The organism is Sphingomonas sp. SRS2 (assembly GCF_000971055.1).
Taxonomy (GTDB): Bacteria; Pseudomonadota; Alphaproteobacteria; order Sphingomonadales; family Sphingomonadaceae; genus Rhizorhabdus.
On sequence record NZ_LARW01000060.1, the window covers coordinates 1 to 19,980 of the forward strand.

At 65.6% G+C, this 19,980-nt stretch carries 22 protein-coding genes, 1 tRNA gene and 1 pseudogene; 16 read left to right on the forward strand and 8 right to left on the reverse strand.

The window, feature by feature from the left end:
• Positions 1-111, forward strand: a pseudogene (locus WP12_RS25730) (IS5/IS1182 family transposase); the annotation flags it as partial.
• Between the two features lie 75 nt (positions 112-186).
• Here the strand turns inward: WP12_RS25730 and WP12_RS05360 are convergent.
• Positions 187-387, reverse strand: a complete 201-nt coding sequence (locus tag WP12_RS05360) for a PspC domain-containing protein (protein WP_046192734.1) — start codon at positions 385-387, stop codon at positions 187-189.
• A 29-nt stretch (positions 388-416) separates the two neighbouring features.
• Positions 417-584 (reverse strand): hypothetical protein, encoded by a 168-nt coding sequence (locus WP12_RS25215; RefSeq protein WP_160299160.1) that lies wholly within the window; start codon positions 582-584, stop codon positions 417-419.
• A gap of 291 nt (positions 585-875) precedes the next feature.
• Here WP12_RS25215 and WP12_RS05365 point away from each other — a divergent pair, with 291 nt between their 5' ends.
• The 6 genes from WP12_RS05365 to ribH all read left to right on the forward strand — a co-directional run bounded on the left by WP12_RS05365 (position 876) and on the right by ribH (position 5,379).
• Complete coding sequence (locus tag WP12_RS05365) at positions 876-1,499, forward strand: energy transducer TonB (protein WP_046192752.1); 624 nt, start codon at positions 876-878, stop codon at positions 1,497-1,499.
• A 96-nt stretch (positions 1,500-1,595) separates the two neighbouring features.
• Positions 1,596-2,027, forward strand: a complete 432-nt coding sequence (locus WP12_RS05370; RefSeq protein ID WP_235398979.1) for a hypothetical protein — start codon at positions 1,596-1,598, stop codon at positions 2,025-2,027.
• Positions 2,020-2,994 carry a bifunctional diaminohydroxyphosphoribosylaminopyrimidine deaminase/5-amino-6-(5-phosphoribosylamino)uracil reductase RibD gene (ribD, locus tag WP12_RS05375; RefSeq protein ID WP_327196191.1) on the forward strand — a complete coding sequence of 325 codons (975 nt, stop codon included), beginning with the start codon at positions 2,020-2,022 and terminating at the stop codon, positions 2,992-2,994. The genes WP12_RS05370 and ribD overlap by 8 nt, the downstream gene beginning before the upstream one ends.
• On the forward strand, positions 2,994-3,611 hold the full coding sequence (locus WP12_RS05380; RefSeq protein WP_046192736.1) for a riboflavin synthase: 618 nt from the start codon (positions 2,994-2,996) through the stop codon (positions 3,609-3,611). Before ribD ends, WP12_RS05380 begins: the two co-directional genes overlap by 1 nt.
• Before the next feature lie 59 nt (positions 3,612-3,670).
• The gene (gene ribB, locus WP12_RS05385) at positions 3,671-4,954 is read left to right on the forward strand and encodes a 3,4-dihydroxy-2-butanone-4-phosphate synthase (protein WP_046192737.1); all 1,284 of its coding nucleotides are present in this window, start codon (positions 3,671-3,673) and stop codon (positions 4,952-4,954) included.
• Positions 4,955-4,956: 2 nt separating this feature from the next.
• Positions 4,957-5,379 (forward strand): 6,7-dimethyl-8-ribityllumazine synthase, encoded by a 423-nt coding sequence (gene ribH / locus WP12_RS05390; RefSeq protein WP_046192738.1) that lies wholly within the window; start codon positions 4,957-4,959, stop codon positions 5,377-5,379.
• A gap of 111 nt (positions 5,380-5,490) precedes the next feature.
• Here ribH and WP12_RS05395 read toward each other — a convergent pair whose 3' ends face one another.
• Positions 5,491-6,564 carry an alkene reductase gene (locus tag WP12_RS05395; protein WP_046192739.1) on the reverse strand — a complete coding sequence of 358 codons (1,074 nt, stop codon included), beginning with the start codon at positions 6,562-6,564 and terminating at the stop codon, positions 5,491-5,493.
• Between the two features lie 55 nt (positions 6,565-6,619).
• On the opposite strand from WP12_RS05395, the gene WP12_RS05400 reads away from it, so the two are divergent.
• From WP12_RS05400 to WP12_RS05430, 7 genes are all read left to right on the forward strand, one after another.
• Positions 6,620-7,555: a DMT family transporter gene (locus tag WP12_RS05400; protein WP_046192740.1), complete on the forward strand. Its 936-nt coding sequence runs from the start codon at positions 6,620-6,622 to the stop codon at positions 7,553-7,555.
• Complete coding sequence (locus WP12_RS05405) at positions 7,552-8,214, forward strand: COQ9 family protein (protein WP_046192741.1); 663 nt, start codon at positions 7,552-7,554, stop codon at positions 8,212-8,214. Before WP12_RS05400 ends, WP12_RS05405 begins: the two co-directional genes overlap by 4 nt.
• 95 nt (positions 8,215-8,309) lie before the next feature.
• Positions 8,310-8,573 (forward strand): FeoA family protein, encoded by a 264-nt coding sequence (locus tag WP12_RS05410; protein WP_046192742.1) that lies wholly within the window; start codon positions 8,310-8,312, stop codon positions 8,571-8,573.
• A gap of 13 nt (positions 8,574-8,586) precedes the next feature.
• The gene (feoB, locus tag WP12_RS05415; RefSeq protein WP_046192743.1) at positions 8,587-10,449 is read left to right on the forward strand and encodes a ferrous iron transporter B; all 1,863 of its coding nucleotides are present in this window, start codon (positions 8,587-8,589) and stop codon (positions 10,447-10,449) included.
• A gap of 12 nt (positions 10,450-10,461) precedes the next feature.
• Positions 10,462-11,028 carry a single-stranded DNA-binding protein gene (gene ssb, locus WP12_RS05420; protein WP_046192744.1) on the forward strand — a complete coding sequence of 189 codons (567 nt, stop codon included), beginning with the start codon at positions 10,462-10,464 and terminating at the stop codon, positions 11,026-11,028.
• Positions 11,029-11,292: 264 nt separating this feature from the next.
• Complete coding sequence (locus tag WP12_RS05425; protein WP_046192745.1) at positions 11,293-12,819, forward strand: capsular polysaccharide export protein, LipB/KpsS family; 1,527 nt, start codon at positions 11,293-11,295, stop codon at positions 12,817-12,819.
• Between the two features lie 8 nt (positions 12,820-12,827).
• A complete protein-coding gene (locus tag WP12_RS05430; RefSeq protein ID WP_046192754.1) occupies positions 12,828-14,090 on the forward strand; it encodes a capsule biosynthesis protein in 1,263 nt (420 codons plus the stop codon).
• A 99-nt stretch (positions 14,091-14,189) separates the two neighbouring features.
• Here WP12_RS05430 and WP12_RS05435 read toward each other — a convergent pair whose 3' ends face one another.
• The 4 genes from WP12_RS05435 to aroA form a co-directional block, all read right to left on the reverse strand.
• On the reverse strand, positions 14,190-14,735 hold the full coding sequence (locus tag WP12_RS05435) for a GNAT family N-acetyltransferase (protein WP_235398982.1): 546 nt from the start codon (positions 14,733-14,735) through the stop codon (positions 14,190-14,192).
• Positions 14,736-14,824: 89 nt separating this feature from the next.
• Positions 14,825-16,534: a 30S ribosomal protein S1 gene (gene rpsA / locus WP12_RS05440; protein ID WP_046192747.1), complete on the reverse strand. Its 1,710-nt coding sequence runs from the start codon at positions 16,532-16,534 to the stop codon at positions 14,825-14,827.
• Between the two features lie 200 nt (positions 16,535-16,734).
• Entirely contained in the window at positions 16,735-17,361 is a 627-nt protein-coding gene (locus WP12_RS05445; protein ID WP_046192748.1) for a (d)CMP kinase, read from the reverse strand.
• Positions 17,358-18,695, reverse strand: coding sequence for a 3-phosphoshikimate 1-carboxyvinyltransferase (aroA, locus tag WP12_RS05450; protein ID WP_046192749.1), 1,338 nt, complete (start codon positions 18,693-18,695; stop codon positions 17,358-17,360). Before aroA ends, WP12_RS05445 begins: the two co-directional genes overlap by 4 nt.
• Positions 18,696-18,810: 115 nt before the next feature.
• On the opposite strand from aroA, the gene WP12_RS05455 reads away from it, so the two are divergent.
• The gene (locus WP12_RS05455; protein ID WP_046192750.1) at positions 18,811-19,128 is read left to right on the forward strand and encodes a TIGR02300 family protein; all 318 of its coding nucleotides are present in this window, start codon (positions 18,811-18,813) and stop codon (positions 19,126-19,128) included.
• 152 nt (positions 19,129-19,280) lie between these two features.
• A tRNA-Ala gene (locus WP12_RS05460) sits at positions 19,281-19,356 on the forward strand.
• 101 nt (positions 19,357-19,457) lie between these two features.
• On the opposite strand, the gene WP12_RS05465 is transcribed toward WP12_RS05460, so the two are convergent.
• A partial coding sequence (locus WP12_RS05465; protein WP_046192751.1) for a hypothetical protein occupies positions 19,458-19,980 on the reverse strand: 523 nt, incomplete at its 5' end.

Here is a 19,980-nt window from a genome sequence, read left to right on the forward strand (position 1 = left end):
TTCTTCTGCAAACTCAAAGAGTTCAAGCGCATCGCCATGCGCGCCTGCAAAACCGATCTAAGCTTCTCCGCAATGATCTACCTCGCCGCAGCCGTCATCAACTCGCGATGAATCCCCACAACCCCTAGTGCGTCTCACCCTCCCGAGACTCCAGCCTTCGCTGGAGTGACGAGACTTGGCAGACTTTCAGTAGCGGTTCGACGGGGCGATCAGGCCGACCAGAAGATAAAGGATGAACGTCGACCCCACGCCGCACAGCGTGAGCAGGACGGTGAGCACCCGGACCAGCATCAGGTCGATGCCGGTATAGTCGGCAAGACCGGCGCAGACGCCCATGATCTTGCCGTCACTCTTGTTGAGGCGAAAGCTGTTGCTGCGGACTGACATGGCAATTCCCTTCGTGGAAAAGATCGAGACTAGAGAAGCGTTGGCCGGTCGAGCGAGACCATCGTGGTCTTGCAGAAGCAGCTCGCGTTTACGGGGCCGAGGGCTGCGGCCAGGCAGGCCAGGCTGAACAACAGTCCGCCGCCGACCGCGAGCAGGAAGCGCCTGGCATCGCTCATGCTGGAGTTGGTGTCGAACATCGTCTGGCTCCCTGTCGCCGGCCACCTTCCTGGCCGATGCCAGCAGGATTGCAGGAGCTGTGCCAATTGCTCGATGCCGCGGAAATTCGGCGATTTTGGCCTCTAACCAGCGCCTCGCCTGGAATTGTGCGCTAATCATTGGCATCGCTCACCAAATTACATGGTGAAATCCACCACCTGATTTCACGCCATTTTGGCGGAAATCCATGCAGCGGCGCGGCCGCAATAGTGTATCATCGCCTGACGCGAGCCGCCGGCAAGCGCGGCCGCACTTCGGAGAAGGAGGTCGCCATGCATGGAGGTTTTCTCGACACCCGCAAACCCAACAAGACCGGCCTGGGCCTGGTCATAGCAGGACATGCCGCGGCCCTGACCGCGCTCGCCCTCGCCCCGCCAGAGACGTTCCAGCGCATCGATTATATCAATACGATCGTCGACAGCATCGAGGAAAAGACGCCGCCGCCGCCCGAAAAGCTGCCGCCCATCCCCCGGGCCGAGCCGACCGCGCGGCCCACTGTCGTCGATCCGCTGATCAGGACGGTCGACCCGACCCCGGTGATCATCGCCCAGCCTGCGCAGCTTGAGCCGACGCTCCTGCCCACTCTCGATCCGGTGCGCAGCGAGCCGGTCTATATCGCGCCGGTGATCGATCCCGCCGCGATGGCGCGCTTCCAACCTGATTATCCGCCCGAGCTGATCCGCGCCGATATTGAGGGCACCGCGACGGTGCGCATCCTTATCGGCAGCGACGGACGGGTGAAGACGGTCGAAATGGTCAGCGCCACCCATCCCGGCTTCTTCGAGGTGACGCGGAAGCAGGCGCTACGCTTCTGGAAGTTCCGGCCCGGCACGCGCGACGGCGTCGCCACCGAAAGCTGGCGGACCATGACGGTGCGGTTCAAGATCCAGAGCTGAGCAGCCGGGCACTGTCCGCTCATCCTGGGGCGGGGCTGAGCTTGGCGAAGACCCGTATCGAAGGACCTCCTTCGATACGGCATTTCGACATGATCGGTGGCTGTCCAGGATGAGCGGATCAGGCTTGATCGGGCCGAAACGGTCTTCGCAGCGAACGCCCCGCTTGCCGGACTGGCGCGGCGGGCTTTCGCACCTTATCTAGCGCGGATGGCGATTTTCCCCCGACCGTCCGGCCCGCGCGCGGCCTGGTCCGACTTCAAGGCGTTATGGCGTCAGCAGAACCGGCACAAGATCCTGATCGCGTTGCTGTCGATCATGATGCCAATGCTGATCGTCACCGGCTTCTACGTCGATTCGAAGCGTGACAAGCCGCGCGAGACGATCACCTATATCACCAGCTTCTCCCCCGACCGGACCGACGCCGAGATCGAGAAGCAGAATATCGCCGACCAGAAGATCCTCGACGCCCGGCGCGAAGCGAGACGGCTGGAATATCAGCGGCTCGCGGACAAGCTCGGCATTGAGTAAGCCGACGCCAGACGACCGGCGCTGGATGGCGTCGGCGATCGCGCTGGCGGGGCGAGGACGCGGCCGGACCGCTCCCAATCCCCCGGTCGGCTGCGTGATCGTCCGTGACGGCCGGCTGATCGGACGAGGCTGGACCCAGCCGGGAGGCCGCCCCCATGCCGAGTGCCGCGCGATCGAAGCCGCCGGCAATGTCGCGGGGGCGACGCTCTATGTGACGCTCGAACCCTGCGCGCACGTCTCGGCGCGCGGCCCGGCCTGCGCCGCCCTGATCGTCGCGGCGAGGCCGGCCCGCGTGGTGATCGCCTGCCGCGATCCGGATCCGCGCACCGACGGCAAGGGGATCGCCGCTCTCGAAGCCGCCGGCATCCCGGTGACGCAGGGCGTCGATGCCGATGCCGCCCGCGCATCGATGGCGGGCTTCCTGACGCGCCACGCCAGCGGCCGGCCGCATGTCACACTCAAGCTCGCCGCCTCGCTCGACGGGCGGATCGCGCTGCCCGACGGCGCAAGCCGCTGGATCACCGGCCCCGCCGCACGCGCGCATGCTCATCTCGAACGCGCACGCCATGAAATGATTCTGGTCGGGCGCGGCACGCTGGAGGCCGATGCGCCTCGCCTCGACGTCCGCCTGCCAGGGCTGGAGGGCCGTAGCCCGCGCCGCGCGGTGCTCGGCCATGGCGCAGCGCCCGAAGGCTGGACCGCGCTGCACTCTCCGAACGACATCTCCGCGCTCGACGGCGTCGACCATCTTTTCGTGGAGGGTGGAGCGAGCGCCGCCGCCGCCTTCCTGTCGGCCGACCTCGTCGACCGGCTGTTGCTCTATACCGCGCCGATTATCGTCGGTGCGGGGCGTTCGGCGATCGACGATATCGGTCTGACCGATCTCGCCTCCACGCATGGCCGTTGGCGGCTGGCCGACACGCGAAAGCTTGGCATCGACCGGCTCTCTGTCTACGACCGCGCGTAATGTTCACGGGAATCATCACCGATATCGGCACCATCGCCGCAGTCGAGGAACGCGGCGACCTCCATGTGCGGATCGCCTGCGGCTATGACACGGGCTCGATCGACATCGGCGCGTCGATCGCCTGTTCGGGCGCGTGCATGACCGTGGTCGAACTGGGGCCGGACTGGTTCGCGGTCGATATCAGCGCCGAAAGCGTGTCACGGACCGCGCCGGGCCGGTGGCAGGTCGGCGGCAAGCTCAATCTCGAACGCTCGCTCAAGGTCGGCGATGAACTGGGCGGCCATATCGTCACCGGTCATGTCGACGGCGTCGGCACGGTCGCCTCGATCGCCGAGGAGGGCGATTCGCACCGCTTCGAGATCCACGCCGCCGCCGCGCTCGCGCCTTATCTTGCCGCCAAGGGATCGATCGCGGTCGACGGTATATCGCTGACGGTCAACAGCGTTACCGACCAGCCCGACGGCAGCACGCTCTTCGGCCTCAACATCATTCCGCACACCAGCGCGGTGACGACGCTTGGCAGCCTCGCGACCGGTGACAGTGTCAATCTGGAGATCGACGTCCTGGCGCGCTATCTCGGCCGAATGGAGCAACTTCGCGCGCTCACCTCAAAGTAGTTCACATTTCAATGTGAATTCTGTTTGAGACTTGTTTTTGGCTGTGATAGCCAGAAGTCATGAGCATAGATCTTGTCAGCCGCATCCGCGACGCCGTCGCCGAGCGCAGCATCTCCCGATCCGGCCTGGCCCGCGCCGCCGGACTTCACCCCAACTCGCTTCGTTCGCTGGACGAGGACGACTGGAACCCCACCGCCGATACGCTGAAGAAGCTCGAGCGCTACCTGTCTTATTCGGGCCTGTCGCCGATCGAGGAGATCATCGACGAAGCGCGCAACGGCCGCATGTTCATCCTGGTCGACGACGAGGACCGGGAGAATGAGGGAGACCTCATCATCCCCGCGCAGATGGCCACACCCGACGCGATCAACTTCATGGCCAAACATGGTCGCGGCCTGATCTGCCTGTCGCTCACCAAGGAGCGGGTCGACCAGCTCGGGCTACCCTTGATGAGCCGCAACAACGGCACCCGTCACGAGACCGCCTTCACCGTCTCGATCGAGGCGCGCGACGGCGTCACCACCGGCATCTCCGCCGCCGACCGCGCCCGCACCGTCGCGGTGGCCATCGATACGTCGAAGGGGCCGGATCATATCGTGACACCCGGCCATGTCTTTCCGTTGATCGCCAAACCGGGCGGCGTTCTGATCCGCGCCGGGCATACCGAGGCGGCGGTCGACGTCTCGCGTCTCGCGGGCCTCAACCCGTCCGGGGTGATCTGCGAGATCATGAACGACGACGGCACGATGGCGCGGATGGACACGCTGGTCGAGTTCGCCCGTACCCACAAGCTGAAGATCGGCACGATCCGCGACCTGATCGCCTATCGCCGCAAGCACGACCATCTCGTCGAGAAGCGGGCCGAAGCGCGCTTCACCAGCCGCTGGGGCGGCGAGTGGAAGATGATGACCTTCTACAACAAGGCGACCGACACCGAGAACACCGCACTGGTGAAGGGGCATATCGATCCCGACACGCCGACGCTGGTCCGCATGCACCTGCTGTCCTCCTTCACCGACGTCTATGGCGAGATCGCGCCCCGCGCGAACCTGATCCAGCGCTCGATGGAGATTATCGCCGAGGAGGGTTCGGGGGTCATCGTCACGCTCAACCGCCCGGTGTCGGGGTGGATGAGCCGCTCGCTCCAGGCACGCGAACGCAAGGATGAGGCGGCTATGGACGAACTGCGCGACTATGGCGCCGGTGCGCAGATCCTCACCGAACTCGGCGTGCACGACATGGTGCTGCTCACCAATTCGCATCACACGCTGATCGCGCTGGACGGCTATGGCCTTTCGATCGTAGGCGAACGGCCCATCCCGCTAGAGGAAGAGAACGCCTGATCATGGCCAAGCTGCTCATCGTCGAAGCCCGCTTCTACGACCATCTCAACGACATGCTGCTCGACGGCGCGCGTAGCGCGATCGAGGAGGCGGGCCACCGCCACGAGACGGTCACCGTTCCCGGCGCGCTCGAAGTGCCCGGCGCGATCGCTATGGCGGCGGAAAGCGGCCGCTATGACGGCTTCGTCGCCTTGGGCGTGATCATCCGTGGCGAGACCTATCATTTCGAGGTGGTTTCGAACGAAAGCGCGCGTGGCCTGATGGCGCTGTCGATGGACAGCCTTGCGATCGGCAACGGCATCCTGACCGTCGAAAACGAAGCCCAGGCGCTCGCCCGCGCCAAGCGCAGCGACAAGGACAAGGGCGGCGAGGCAGCCAAGGCCGCCATCCGCATGATGGAACTGCGCGAGCAGTTCGGCGCCTGATTTTCGAAGATCTTAGATGATGGCAGGCTGATTATCTTCGCGCCGCTCATCCTCAGCAGTCATGGGCGTGTCAGCCCCTGCTGAGGATGAGCGGCGTCGGACAATCGTGATTCAGGCCGCCGCCGGATAGTCGACATAGCCTTCCGGCCCGCCGCTGTAGAAACTCGCGACATCGCCCGACGCTAATGGCAGCCCCTCTGCGAAGCGACGGGGCAGATCGGGGTTGGCGATAAACGGCCGGCCGAAGCTGATCGCATCGGCCAGGCCAAGGTCGAGCGCCGCCTCGCCTCCAGCACGGTCATAGTCCGAATTCAGGATGAAATTGCCATTGAACGCCTTGCGCATCGCGGGTGCGATCGGCGGGTGGCTCGCCGCGCGGAAGCTGCTCTTGCCCTGCGGCTCGCGCACTTCCAGGAAGCCGATGCCGATATCCGCCAGAAGGCGGGATGCCGCCGTGAACAACGGCTCGGGATTGCTGTCGTCGACGCCCTGCGCCTCGCCATTGGGGGACAGGCGCACGCTCGTCCGGCCAGGGCCCACCACATCCGCCACCGCATGAGTCACTTCGCCGAGCAGACGGAGGCGGTTTTCGATGGAGCCGCCATAGGCGTCGTCGCGCTTGTTCACGCTGTCACGCAGGAACTGATCGATCAGATAGCCATTGGCCGCGTGTATCTGCACGCCGTCGAAGCCGGCCGCGATAGCATTTCGCGCCGCATGGGCGAAGTCGGCCAGCAACGCCGGAATTTCGTCGCTGCCGAGCGGTCGTGGCACCACATAAGGCTGCTTGCCCTCATAGGTATGCGCAAGGTTGGGCGCAGCGATCGGCGAGGACGATATCGGCTGCTCTCCGCCTATCGATGGATGGACGAGCCGTCCCATATGCCAGATCTGCGAGACGATCCGCCCTCCTGCGGCATGGACCGCATCGGTGACGCGGCGCCACGCGACCACCTGTTCGTCGTTCCAGATGCCCGGTGCATCGGGCCAGCCCAAGCCTGTGCGACTGATCCCTGTCGCTTCTGTGATAATCAGGCCTGCCGAGGCGCGTTGTGCATAATATTCGGCCATCACCGGGGTCGGCACCGCTGCACGGCTCGCGCGGGCGCGGGTGAGCGGTGCCATGATGATGCGATTGGGCGCATCGATCGCGCCGAGGGTGATCGGGTCGAAAAGAGTCGGCATGAAAAGCCTTTCGGACTTGCTTCGTTTGGCCAGAGGTAGGACTGGCGGACGCAATATGCAGCAGGAAGGTGAAACAAGATTTGCTAAGCCGCAAGATAGCGGGGCTGTAAATCTGCGCGCCTTCGCGGCGATGATCGTGGCCAATATCGCGCTCGCCTTCGGCCCATGGATGGTCCGCGTCGCCGATGTATCGCCACTATCTTCGGCGTTTTGGCGGCTCGCTTTGGCGGTGCCGTTCCTGTTCCTGCTCACGCGCGTCGCGCGCCAGCCGGTTCCGCGCTTGTCGGGCGCGATGATGGCCACCATCGCCATAGGCGGGCTGTGCTTTGCGGCCGACTTGGGCGCTTGGCATATCGGCATTCATCATACCAAGCTCGCAAACGCGACACTGTTCGGCAATTTCGCGACCTTCCTGCTCGCTGCTTTTGCGTTGATCAGCAGCCGGACATGGCCCGACCGGCCACAGACCGCTGCGCTGCTGCTCGCGGCAATCGGGACGCTTCTGCTGCTGGGACGATCCTATGATGTCGACAGCCGCTATCTGAAGGGTGATCTGTTCTGTATCCTCGCGGGCGTCTTTTACACTGGCTATCTGATCGCGATGGGCCGCGCGCGCGGCATGCTTCAACCGATGCCGGTACTGCTGATCTCCACGCTCGCCGGGACGGCGCCGCTGCTGCTTTTCGCGCTCGCCGATGGCGGGGCGTTCTGGCCAGACGGCTGGACGCCGCTGCTCCTTCTCGCCATCGGCAGTCAGGTGATCGGCCAGGGCCTGATGGTCTATGCGATCGGCCATCTCCCGCCGATGCTGATCGGCCTCGGGCTGCTGATGCAGCCCTTCATCGCCGCGCTGATCGGCAGCTTGCGTTATGGCGAGCGGCTTGGCCTCGTCGACATCCTTGGTGGGCTCGCGATCTGCGCCGCGCTCGTGCTGGTGCGCATGAGCAAGTCTGGCGCACCGACGCCGGTGCGCGTAGATACAGCGACATGACCACCGCCGACGACATGACCCTCGACGAACTGCGCGCCGAACTGGCCGGACGCATCGCTGCCCATGCGGTGTTCGATGGCTGGACCGAAATCGCGCTGGCGGGCGCCGCCGCCGAACTGGGCGTGCCCGCGGACCGTGCCGTTCTGTGCTTTCCGGGCGGCGCGATCGAGATGATCGACGCCTGGTTCGCCGCGATCGATACGAACATGGCCGCTAGGCTCGGCGCCGCCGGCGTCACCGGTTGGAAGATTCGCGACCGGATTCGCGGCGCGGTGCTCGCCCGGCTCGACGAGGCCGCCGCTCATCCCGATGCGCTGCGGCGCGCGCTGGCGATCCTCGCCCGCCCCGCCAATATGCCGCGCGCCACCCGGTTGTGCTGGCGCGCCGCCGACGCCATGTGGCGCGCGGCCGGAGACGAGAGCGTCGACATCGCCTGGTACACCAAGCGCGCGACCCTGGGGTCGGTCTATGCGGCTACCCTGATGGCCTGGATGGACGATGACAGCGAAGGCTTCGCGGACACCCGCGCCTTCCTCGATCGGCGGATCGATGACGTGATGAAGGTCGAGAAGCTCAAGGTGCGACTCAGGCCCGATCCCGACCATCATTTCAGCCCCGCCCGCTTTCTCGGGCGGCTGCGCTACCGGATACAGGGCTAAGTGACGTAGCGGCAGCTGGACAACCGTCGGACTGCCGCAATGATCTCCATGATTTGACTGGCATTTCGTTACCGTTATTGATAATCACTCGCAGCATGAAGGCTGAAGCCACCACCACGCTCGACAAGCTCCCGCTGAAGACCCGGGGCGACATCATCGGCATCGACTGGGCGATCCTCAGCGAAAAGGATGCACGCCGCCTGCGCGAACTTGGTGTCGACGAAGGCGTGGCGGTCGAGAAGCTGTACAAAGGGCCGTTCGGAATCGATCCGATCGCCTGCCGGATCGGCCGGATGACCGTCGCGTTGCGGACCGCGCAGGCCGCGGCCATCGCGGTGGGGCCGTCCCAGACCAAATGATCTGTCACAACCGATGAACCCTTCGCCTCTGGTCGCGCTGGTCGGCAATCCCAATGCCGGCAAGAGCGCATTGTTCAACGCCCTGACCGGCGCCCGCCAGAAGGTCGGCAACTATCCGGGCGTCACCGTCGAGCGGAAATCGGGGCGTATGGCGCTGGCTGACGGCCGCCCGGTCGAGATGCTCGACCTGCCCGGCACCTACAGCCTGCAACCGTCGAGCCCCGACGAGGCCGTGACCCATGACGTCCTGCTCGGCAAACAGGCGGGCGAGCGGCTGCCTTCCGCGCTGCTGATCGTGGTGGATGCGACCAATCTCGACAATCACCTCCGCTTCGCGCTTCAGCTTATCGCGCTGGGGCTGCCTACCGTGGTGGCGCTCAACATGGTCGACATGGCCGAGCGGGACGGGTTGAAGATCGACGCGGCCAAACTCGCCGCCGAACTCGGGGTGCCGGTGATCCCGACCGTCGCGGTGCGTCGCAAGGGCATCGACGAGCTCAAGGCCGCGATCGGCATGCTGGCGACCGGCGGCGCGGTCCGGGTGTCGGGCGAGGACCCGGCGCTGCATCAGGACATGGTCGAATTGCAACGCCGCGCGCGGTCGATCGCCGTCGCGGCGACGACTGAAGAAAATTTCAAACGCCGCTGGACCCATCGCGCCGATGCGATCGCGCTCCACCCACTGATCGGACCCGTCCTGCTCGCGACGATCCTGTTCGTGATGTTCCAGGCGGTGTTCGCCTGGTCGGCGGCGCCGACCGACCTGATCGACGCCGGAATCGGCGAATTGCAAGGGCTGGCGGCGGGCGCGATGCCCGACGGCTTTCTGCGTTCGCTGATCATCGAAGGGCTGCTTGCCGGCGTCGGTGCGGTGGTGGTGTTCCTGCCGCAGATACTGATCCTGTTCCTGTTCATCCTCCTGCTGGAGGCATCGGGCTATATGGTCCGTGCCGCGTTCATCATGGATCACCTGATGGCACGGGTCGGGCTATCCGGGCGCGCCTTCATCCCGCTGCTGTCGTCCTTCGCCTGCGCGATCCCCGGGATCATGGCGACGCGCACCATCGACGATCCCAAGGACCGGCTGACGACGATCCTCATCGCGCCTCTCATGACCTGCTCGGCACGTCTGCCCGTTTATGCGGTGGTAATCGGCGCATTCATTCCGGCGCGCGACGTGGGGCCAGGGATCGGCCTCCAGGGTCTCGTCCTCTTCTGCCTCTATCTGGCGGGCGTCGCGGGGGCGATGGCGGTCGCCTATGTGCTGCGGCGGACGGTGACGCAGGGGCCGCCCCCCGGGTTCATGATGGAAATGCCGAAATATCAGATGCCGATCCTGCGCGACGTCGCGATCGGCCTGTGGCAGCGCGCGGTGATCTTCCTGAAGCGCGCCGGCACGATCATTGCCTTCACGACGGTGATCCTGTGGCTGCTCGTCTCCTATCCGAAGCCACCCGCCGGCTATGGCCTGCCGTCGATCGACTATTCGATCGCGGGCCGCGTCGCCAATGCGATCGAGCCGGTATTCCGTCCGATCGGCTTCAACCGCGACATGGCGCTGGCGCTAATCCCGGCAATGGCGGCGCGCGAGGTCGCCGTGTCCGCGCTCGCCACCGTCTATGCGATCGACGCGGAGGACGAAGCGGTCCAGGAACGCTCGCTGATCGACCGGCTCCAGGGCCGCTGGTCGCTGCCGACCACGCTCGCCTTCCTCGCCTGGTTCGTCTTTGCGCCGCAGTGCATCTCGACCATCGCGGTGGTGCGCCGCGAGACCAACGGGTGGAAATGGACGAGCTTCATGCTCGCCTATCTGTTCGTACTGGCATACGTCGCCGCAGGCGCTACATACTGGGCAGCAATCGCTCTAGGTTTGTAGGAGAAAGACGTCGTGGCAGGCAGCGTGAACAAGGTGATCCTGGTCGGTAACCTGGGCCGTGATCCCGAATCGCGCAGTTTCCAGAATGGCGGCAAGGTGGTGAACCTGCGCATCGCCACCTCCGAACAGTGGAAGGATCGCAACACCGGCGAGCGCCGCGACAAGACCGAATGGCATTCGGTCGCGATCTTCAGCGAAGGACTGGCCAATGTGGCCGAGCGCTATCTGCGCAAGGGCAGCAAGGTCTATATCGAAGGTCAGCTCCAGACCCGCAAATGGACCGACAACGCCGGGGTCGAGAAATATTCGACCGAAATCGTCCTGCAGGGCTTCAACGCCGTGCTGGTGATGCTCGACGGACCCGGCGGCGGTGACCGCGCGGGTGGCGGCGGCGGCGGCGCGGGCGCAAGCTCCGGCGGCGGCTGGGGAGATGATGACGGCGGCTATGGCAGCGGCGCAGGCTTCAGCGGCGGAAGCAGCAGCAGCGGTGGTGGCGCCCGTGGCGGCGCCAGCGCACCGGCAGGTCGCAAGTCCGATCCGTTCGATGCGGGCGACCTCGACGACGACGTGCCGTTCTAAGCGGCGCGGCGCTACTTCTCACCTCGTCATGCTGAACCTGTTTCGGCATCCACGCCATCGCAGGGCAACGCCCCGCACGGCGCGATGGATGCTGAAACACGCCGGCCTGACGCCTCATTTCTGCCATCGGGCGACCACCGCTGCCGAAACAAAGACGAACCGTTGGCGAAACGGCTTCGATCGGGCTTATCCGCTTGATCGACAGCGGGGGGAGCGTATTTTCCCGCGATGTGTAAGCCAGTGCGTGCCTGGGCGAAAAGATAAATGGTCTTCGAGCCGATCCTCCGGTCGCCCCCCTTTCCCGGCACGCCAGCCGCCACTGCGGCGGTCAGCCAGCCCAAGGCCCTGACTTCGGTCCGCGCGACGCTCAGCGCGCCCGAGATCGAACGCGCCCACCTGATCATCGGTCAGATCGTCGCCGAACGGATCGGCGGCAGCTTCTGGAAGAACGGCAAGGCCGATCCCTGGCACGGCCCGGGCGACAACGGTCCTTTCGTAAGCACAGGCGACGACGAATGCGGCCTGATCGCCTGGATGGCCGGGCGCGAGGTCGATTGGTCAGGCGCGGGACGCTTTGCCGACATCGCCCGCGACGGCCGGCCGGGTTCGATCGAACGCGCGGTCACGACCTGGCTGATCGACGCCGCTGACTATCGCGACCCCTATTCGGGCCGGCCGGTGCCGGTCGAAGCCGCAATCGAACAGCTTGGTTTCTGGCGTCAGGCGATCGACCGCAATCGCGGCCTGACCGTCGGCGCAGGCATCGCCCGCTGGAAGCGGCGCGAGGTCGAGGCGATGCTGTGGCCGGGCGAGCCGCTGCACTTCGCCAGGTCGGCGGAGGACGCGGTGCGCACCGCCCGCGCGACACAGGGCGCGATCGCGGTCTGGCCGTCAAAGGCGCCGCGCGGGCTTGATGCCGAGGCGGCCGCGCATGGCGTCACCATCCATCCGGTCGAGGATGGCTTCCTGCGCTCGGCGGGCCTTGGCAGCGATTGCCATCCGCCGCATTCGATCATCCTCGATCGCACCGGTTTGCACCTCGATCCCAACCGCCCTTCCGATCTCGAAAATCTGATCGCCACGCCGATCGAAAATCCGGTGCTGATCGCCCGCGCCGAACGCCTGATGCGTGATGTCGTTGATGCCGGGATCAGCAAATATGCCAGTGGCGGGCGGCCGTTCGACCGGCCCGTGCAGGGACGCCGTCTCGTTCTGGTGACCGGCCAGGTCGAGGACGACCTGTCGGTGCAGCTCGGCGGTGCCGGGGTCGACGGCAATCTCGACCTCATTCGTCGCGCGCGGGCAGCCGAGCCCGACGCCTATCTGATCTTTAAGCCGCATCCCGATGTCGACGCCGGCCACCGCCGCGGCCGGATCGCCGATGCGCATGCGATGGGATATGTCGATCAGATCGTCCGCGACGTGCCGATGGCCTCGCTGCTCGACAGTGTCGACGCCGTCCACGTCCTGACCTCGCTCGCCGGGTTTGAGGCCCTGATGCGGGGCTGCGAAGTCGTGACTCATGGCCAGCCCTTCTACGCGGGCTGGGGGTTGACGCGCGACCTGGCACCGCCCATTGAACGCCGCAGGGGCCGCAACGTTACAAAGGCGCAGCTCGTGGCGGCAACCTTGATATTGTATCCCCATTACCTTGATCCGGTTACAAAATTGCCCTGTCCTCCCGAGATTCTGGTCGAGAGACTGGCAGCCCAACCTGTCCCGCAAGAAACCCTGCTGACCCGCTTTCGGCGGTTGCAGGGACGTTTGCGGCGCGGGCTGGTTGGCGCATGAGGCAAGCCGTGAGATTGCACGACATAGCCAAGCAGCGTTTCCTGTTCCTGCAGGGCCCGCCCGGACCCTTTTTCGATCGGCTGGGTGGCGCGCTTCATGAGCTCGGTCATGCCGTCCATCGCATCAATCTGAACGCCGGCGACGCCGCGTCCTGGTCTGGCGCCGCGGTCGATTATCTCGGCACTGCAGAGCGCTGGCCCAGCTTCGTCGACGATTATCTCGTTCAGCACGCGATCACCGACGTGATCCTGTTCGGCGACTGCCGTCCGCTGCACAACGCCGCGCGCGGCATGGCGCGGCTGCGCGGCGTGCGCGTCCATGTCTTCGAGGAAGGCTATATCCGGCCCAATTGGGCGACGCTCGAACTCGACGGCGTCAACGGACATTCGACCCTGCCGCGCGATCCGAAATGGTATCTCAACGCCGCGCGCACCCTGCCCCCGCTCGCCGAACTGCCGACGGTGCCGTCGCGTTTCCGCCGCCGCGCGCATGAAGCGACCAGCTATTATGCCCGCACCTCGCTCGGCAAATGGCGCTTCCCACACTATAAGTCGCACCGCGACCGTTCGGCCGCGGCCGAGGCGCTCGGCTGGCTCAAGCAGTTCGCGCTGCGCAGTCATCATGAGGACCAGGCCGAAGCCGCGCTCGCGAAGCTCGAGGGCAAGCGCTACTTCACCCTGCCGCTCCAGCTGTCGTCGGACCATCAGATTCGTGTCCATTCGCTGTTCGGCACGATGCAGGCCGGCGCCTCCTATGTGATCGAGAGCTTCGCGCGCTCGGCTCCGTCGGATACGCTGCTGCTGGTCAAGGAGCATCCGCTCGACAGCAGCCTGTTCAGCTGGAAGCGCTTCATCCGCCGCGAAGCGCGCCGCCTCGACGTCGAGGAGCGGGTGGTCTTCGCCAAGGGCGGCCATATCGGCGACATCGTCGAAGGCTCGCTGGGCGTCGTCACGGTCAACAGCACCACCGGCACGCTGGCGCTCGCATCGGGCGTTCCGGTGATCACGCTCGGCCAGGCCGTCTACAACATTCCCGGCATCACCTTCGATGGCCCGCTCGACGCCTTCTGGAGCAATCCGACCCCGCCCGATCCCAAGATCTGGGACGCCTTCTCGCGGGTGCTCCAGGCACGCTGCCTGGTTTATGGCGGCTTCGCCAGCGACGAGGGCATCGAGATGCTGGTGCAGGGATCGATCGCGCGGCTCGTCCAGGCCTCGATGATCATCGACCTGAACAAGCATATCGCCGGAACCGCGCAGGCGGCGGAGTAGATCCAGGCCGTCGCCGCGGCGAACGCCGGCGGCGCTACCGTCCTCGACCGCAGCAGGTGCCGATGATCGGCCGTTCCGACCTCCGCCGGAACGCCGATATCACCTTTTCCGGTAGATATGCTCCTCATCATACCAGCTGCCGACCTTGAAGCGGTAGTCGCCGACCCTCTCAAATCCCCGCGCGGCATAGACCGCCTGCGCCTTGTCGTTGCCCGACCAGACACCGAGCCAGACCGGCCCCGGCCGGGCTTCGGCGAGATAATCGAGCGTGACGTCGAGCAGCTGCTTGCCGAGCTTCTGTCCCTGCGCCTCGCGCAGTATGTAGAGCTGGTAGAGTTCGCCCTGCGCCGGCCCCGCCTCGGGGTGCGGCAGCTTGCACGGGCCGACCTGGGCATAGCCGAGCAGCCGCCCGTCCCAGTCCTCGGCCACCCAGCTTCGCCGTTCCGGATCGGCGAGTTCGGCGGCAATCGCCGCGGCCGAATAGGAATCGGCCTCGAACGCCGCAAGATCGGCGGGCGGATAGGGAATGCCGAAGCCTTCATCGAGAAAGGTCTGGCGGAAGGTGTCGAGCTTAAGCGCCGCGAGCGCGGACGCTTCCTCGACATGGGCAAGGCGGATCTGGACCATGTCGGGAGAATTACCCAATCATCCCCCCGCCGTCATGCGGAAACAGGCAAAAGAAAAGGGCGCGGAGGTTTTCCCCCGCACCCCTGTCTTGTCGTAGCGGCTAAGGCTTAGTTGCCGTCGCGCTTCTTCAGGGCCTCGCCCAGGATGTCGCCGAGCGACGCACCCGAGTCCGACGAGCCGTACTGCGCGACAGCCTGCTTCTCTTCGGCGATCTGCATCGCCTTGATCGAGAAGGTCGGCTTCTTGGAACGGTCGAAACCGCTTACCATCGCGTCGAACTTCTGGCCGACCTGGAAACGCTCCGGACGCTGCTCATCGCGGTCGCGGCCAAGGTCGCCACGCTTGATGAAGCCGATCGCGCCGTCGTCGCCGGTCTGGACTTCGAGGCCACCATCGGTGACCGCCATGACGGTGACCGTGACGATCGCGTTCTTGTTGAGCTTCGAGCCGTCGCTGACGGGCGCGGTCGAGGCGCCGGCACGCTCAAGCTGCTTGATGCCGAGCGAGATGCGTTCCTTCTCGGGATCGATGTCGAGCACGATCGCCTTGACGGTTTCGCCCTTGTGGTGAAGCGCCAGAGCTTCCTCACCGGAGACGCCCCAGGCGATGTCGGACATGTGAACCATACCGTCGACATCGTTGTCGAGGCCGATGAACAGGCCGAACTCGGTCGCGTTCTTGACTTCGCCCTCAACGGTCGAGCCCACCGGATGCGCTTTGGAGAAGCTTTCCCACGGGTTGTTGATCGCCTGCTTGAGGCCCAGCGAGATGCGGCGCTTGTCGGCGTCGACCTCGAGGATGACGACTTCGACTTCCTGGCTGGTCGAGACGATCTTGCCCGGATGGACGTTCTTCTTGGTCCAGGACATCTCGGACACGTGGACGAGGCCTTCGATGCCCGCTTCCAGTTCCACGAACGCGCCATATTCGGTGATGTTCGTGACGCGGCCGGTGAACTTGCCACCGATCGGATATTTGGCGGCGGCGCCTTCCCACGGATCATTCTCGAGCTGCTTCATGCCGAGCGAGATGCGCTGCGTGTCCTTGTTGATGCGGATGATCTGCACCTTCACGACGTCGCCGATGTTGATCATCTCGTTCGGATGGCCAACGCGCTTGTAGCTGAGATCGGTGACGTGGAGCAGGCCGTCGATGCCGCCCAGGTCGACGAACGCGCCGTAATCGGTGATGTTCTTGACGACACCCTCGATCACCTGGCCTTCGGCGAGCGACTGGATCAGGCCCGAACGCTGTTCGGCGCGGGTCTCTTCCAGGACGGCGCGGCGCGACACGACGATGTTGCCGCGACGGCGATCCATCTTCAGGATCTGGAAGGGCTGCGGGATGTCCATCAGCGGGGTGACGTCGCGCACGGGGCGGATGTCGACCTGCGAACCGGGCAGGAAGGCCACGGCGCCGTTGAGATCGACCGTGAAGCCGCCCTTGACGCGGCCGAAGATCACGCCCTCGACGCGGCTGGTGGTGGAGAATTCGGTTTCGAGCTTGTCCCAGGCGGCTTCGCGGCGGGCGCGGTCGCGGCTGAGCATTGCTTCGCCATGGACGTTCTCGACGCGGTCGACATAGACCTCGACTTCATCACCGACCTTCAGGTCGGCCTTCTGGCCGGGGGCTGCGAACTCGCGGAGCGCCACGCGGCCTTCCGACTTCAGACCGACGTCGATGACGGCCATGTCGTTTTCGATCGCGGTGACGGTGCCCTTGACGACGCGGCCTTCGAAGCCTTCGTTTTCGCCGCCGAGAGTCTGGTTGAGGAGAGCCGCGAAATCGTCGCGGGTCGGGTTTGCCGTAGTGGCCATAGGGTTAGAGTTCCTGTGTTAGTCTTCCGGCCATCCGGTTGTCTCCGGAGGTCTTTGGGCCAGAACCGCCATATGGACCTCATGTCCACACAGCATCCGTTGTGCGACTAGTTCGTGGCGGACCGATCAAAGCAGAAAGGCGCGCCAAGTGATCGGCATTGCTGCCGACCCCCTGTCACGCCTGCTTGGGCGACCTCTTTTTAGCGGTCTGCCGTACGGCCTTCCACGAGCGAAACCGCCCGCTGGACGGCCGCGTCTATACTCAGATCGCTCGTATCGAGCAAGTCGGCATCGTCGGCCTGCCGCAACGGCGCCGCGGACCGTCCCATGTCGCGCTCATCGCGCGCCAGGATATCGGCCATGACATCGTCGAAGCCAACCGGTGCCCCCATCGAGTCGAGCTCGCGGAAGCGGCGCTCGGCCCGGACCTTCGGGCTGGCGGTAACGAACAGCTTCGCGTCGGCGTCCGGCGCGATCACCGTGCCGATATCGCGCCCGTCGAGCACCGCGCCTCCGGCCTGGCCAGCAAAGCTGCGCTGCCGTCCGAGCAGCGCCTCACGCACCTGCGGGTGGACCGACACGAGCGATGCGGCCTTGCCCGCAGCCTCGGTCTTCAATGCGGGCTCGGCCAGCAGCGCCGAGTCGAAATTACAGGCGTGCAGCGCATCCTGCGCATCCGACGGATCGCCACCGGCGCGCACCACCTCGATCCCGACCGCGCGATAGAGCAGCCCGGTGTCGAGATGCGGCAGCCCGTAATGGCGGGCGAGCGCCCCGGCGATCGTGCCCCTGCCCGACGCGGCGGGTCCGTCGACCGCGATGATCATGCGACCTCCGCCCCGAGGCTGGTCATCAGCGCGGTGAAGGTCGGGAAGCTGGTCGCAACCGGGCTCATGTCATCGATCGTCACCGGCGCCTTCGCCACCAGCCCGGCGACCGCGAAGCTCATCGCGATGCGGTGATCGAGCCGCGCGGCGATCATAGCGCCGCCCGGCAAGGGATCGCCGCCGGTGCCGTCGATGATCAGCCCGTCCTCCAGCTCCTCGACCTGCGCGCCGATCGCGCGCAGCCCTTCGGCCATCACCGCGATCCGGTCCGATTCCTTGACGCGCAATTCTTCGAGCCCGCGCGCGACAGTGCGGCCTTCGGCCAGCGCCGCCGCGACGAACAGGATCGGATATTCGTCGACCATCGCCGCGACCGTTTCGACCGGGGTTTCGATGCCCTTCAGCGCCGAATGGCGCACAACGATGTCGGCGACCGGTTCACCGCCCACCTCGCGCTGGTTGGTGAAGCTGATATCCCCGCCCATCATCCTCAGCACGTCGAACAGCGCCGCACGGGTAGGATTGAGCCCGACATTGGTGACGGTGACCTCCGAACCCGGCACCAGCAGCGCCGCGACCACCGGAAAGGCCGCCGAGGACGGATCGCCCGGCACGACGATATGCTGCGGGCGAAGCTCGGCCTCGCCCCGGATCGAGATTATGCGCGCACCGTCGGCATCCTGCTCGACCGACAGCTCCGCGCCAAAACCCCGAAGCATCCGCTCGCTATGGTCGCGGGTGGCGATCGGCTCGATCACGCGGGTGACGCCCGGCGTGTTCAAGCCGGCGAGCAGCACCGCCGACTTCACCTGCGCCGAGGCGACAGGCAGGCGGTACTCGATCGGCACCGCGGGACTGAGGCCGCGCAGCATCAGCGGCAGGCGGCCGCCCGGGCTCGCCGTGATATCCGCACCCATCAGCGCCAGCGGCTCGATCACCCGGTTCATCGGACGCTTCGACAGCGAGGCGTCTCCGGTGAAGGTGGCGGTGATCGCATGGCTGGCGACCAGGCCCATCAGCAGCCGGGTCGAGGTTCCCGAATTGCCCATGTCGAGCGCGACCTCGGGCTGGAGCAGCCCGCCGACGCCGACGCCGTGAATCCGCCAGATATCATCGTCGCCGCGCTCGATTTGCGCGCCCATCGCCCGCATGGCGTCGGCGGTCGCGAGCACATCCTCTCCGGTCAGCAGCCCTTCGACCCGGCTTTCGCCGACCGCGAGCGCCGACAGCATCAGCGCGCGGTGCGAGATCGACTTGTCGCCTGGAACGGCGGCCTGCCCCCTGAGCGGGCCGGGCGCCGAAAAGCTTGCGGGCTTGGGAAGGGTGGCATGCATAAGGCGCGGCTTTTGACAGCGGCGTTCCGCTATGGCAAGGCGCGCGGCGTTTCGCGTGTCCGCTGACTCGGGTGGGTACGCGGTTTCCTCATTTTTCGACTGGAGTTGCTGTACCGTGGTGAAACCTGAATGGGGCACCAAGCGGACCTGCCCGAAATGCGGCACCCGCTTTTACGATCTCGAAAAGGACAACCCCGTCACCTGCATCGAATGCGGCGCGGCGTGGGAGCCCGATCCCGTCCTGAAGTCGAAGCAGCCGCTGCCGTTCGACGCGCCCAAGAAGGAAGTCGAAGCCGAGGTCGTCGATAACGATCTGGCCGACGACGATCTGGACATCGACGAGGAGGCCGAGGCCAATCCCGACGACGATGTCGATCTGGGCGGCGACGACGATATCGGTCTCAACACGACCGACGACGAAGACGAAAATTAAGAAGCTGCGCCGGGGCCTTGCGAAAGCGGGTTCCGGCGCCTTCTCGCCAAAAAGCCGCCTCTCATGCTAAAAGGCCTCTTGCGGGCCTGCCCTAGCTGACATAAAGGGCGCGCTCCGCCGCCGGCCCCAACCGGCGCGCTTCGAAATGGCACGGGGCCGTAGCTCAGCTGGGAGAGCGCTGCAATGGCATTGCAGAGGTCAGGGGTTCGATCCCCCTCGGCTCCACCATTCCTCCCATTTCAAGACATCTCCCCTCGGCCCTGCGCGACGTCGAGGTCGACCCGGAGGATCGCGGCCCTGCCTGGTCCGCGTCGCGGTTTGGCCGACGATCAGCTTCCTTCGCCCTCCGCGTTTACCACGCCGCTGATCAGATTTGCCGACGACAAGCGCTCCTCCAGCGTAAGGCGATGGGCGATCCGGTGCAGCATCGCCTCCTCTTCGGCCGAGGCGGCGCGGACGGCGGCGATCGCTTCGAGCTGGGTAAGCGCACGAAAGCGCACCGCTGCCCCGGGCGCGAGCTGTGCCAACCGGTCGACATCATATCCTATCACCGTTGCGATCTTCGGGTAGCCGCCGGTCGTCTGATGATCGGCGAGCAGCAACGTCATCCGGCCTGCACCATCGATCTGGAGCGCCCCACGCAACGCCGGTTCGCTCGGCATGTCGAGCGACAGCGGCAGAAAGGATGAGCCTTCGATCGCGCGCCCCATTCGGTCGAACGACGCACTCGCCACGAACCCTTGCCGTATGAGTTGCAACACTGCGTCGGCAGCAAAGAAACGCTCCTGCGGCCCGGGCACGATTCGGACCTCGGTGATCGGCGGCGGCGGCGCGATGCCGACCGGGCCGGGC